General features: G+C 76.9%; 1 protein-coding gene. It reads right to left on the bottom strand.

From position 1 onward, the window contains the following. Nucleotides 1–773 (bottom strand): Rho termination factor N-terminal domain-containing protein (locus D8M29_RS12330; protein ID WP_174233375.1); only part of this gene is annotated, 773 nt, incomplete at its 3' end. Nucleotides 774–1,188 lie beyond the last annotated feature (415 nt).

Raw genomic sequence — 1,188 nt, forward strand, 5'->3', positions numbered from 1 at the left:
CCCCGGCCGCCGTCCTCGGACTTGTCGCCGCGCTGCTCGCGCGAGCCGTCACGGCCGTTCTCACGGTCCCGGTTGTTCTCGCGGCCGTTCTCGCGGTCGCGGTTGTTCTCGCGGCCGTTCTCGCGGTCGCGGTCCCGCCCGTTGCGGCCGTTGCGGCCGCGGCCGTTCTCGCGCCCGTTGTCGTCACGGTCCTCCCGGTCGCCGCGGCGGTCCGCGTCGTCCTCGCCCTGGGCGCCGTCGGAGCGACGGTCCTGACCCTGCTGGGCGTCGTCGTCGCCGGAGCGACGGCGATTGCGGGAGCGGCGCTCGGACTGCGGGCGGTCCTCGCCCTCGTCGCGGGTATCGGACCCCCCGGACCGATCCTGGTCCGAGGCGGTCTCCCGGGGGGCCTGCTCCGTCTGGTCCTCGCGGGCCTCGGCCTGGGGCTGCCCGTCCTGGGCGGCGGCCGGAGCGGAGGTGTCGGCGTCGGCGCGGCGCGAGCGGCGGCGGGCCGGGCGCTCGGCGGCCGGGGCGGCGTCCTGAGAGGACGCGGTGGCCGGGGCGGCCTCGGCGGCGGGGGCCGCGGGGGCCTGGGCCGCGCGCTCGGCGGCGTCGCGGTCCGCCACGGAGCCGCCGCGCTGGTGGTCGGAGATCGCGGTCACCAGGTCGGCCTTGCGCATGCGCGAGCCGCCGGCGATGCCGAGCTGAGAGGCCAGGGCCTGGAGCTGGGCGAGCTTGAGCGAGGCCAGGCCACCGCCGTTCGTCGGCGTGGTCTGTTCCGTGGATTCGGTCACGAAGGTTCCTTCTCCCTCGAATGCGGCCCGGCGGCGCGTGGCGCGTCGGGCTGCGGTGTGCATCCGGTCGGGCCGCGCAGCGGCGCCCCAGAAAACCGGGTTTCATGGTGTGAACTCATCAGTGGCGCCTCCCCTGATCGTGCGCAGTCGCTGCGTGACGGGGCGGAGGCGTCCGGACTCGACCGAGCCGGAGGGGGTCCCGCACGCCGGCCGTGCGCAGCACGGGATGGATCGCGGCGGGGTTCCGGCCGACGGCGCACGGTGCGTCCGGCCGTCACTGGCCCGGGCACCGGAGACCCGGGCCGCGCGAGGCGGTGGGGTCAGCCGTGGTGGAGTGATTCCACCCTAACACCGTCCACGGCCACGCACGGCACCAGCACGCGCCAGGAGGCCGCCCCGTCCGCCGGCAGAGCAC

It is taken from the genome of Micrococcus sp. HSID17227 (assembly GCF_003989405.1).
Taxonomy (GTDB): domain Bacteria; phylum Actinomycetota; class Actinomycetes; order Actinomycetales; family Micrococcaceae; genus Micrococcus; species Micrococcus luteus.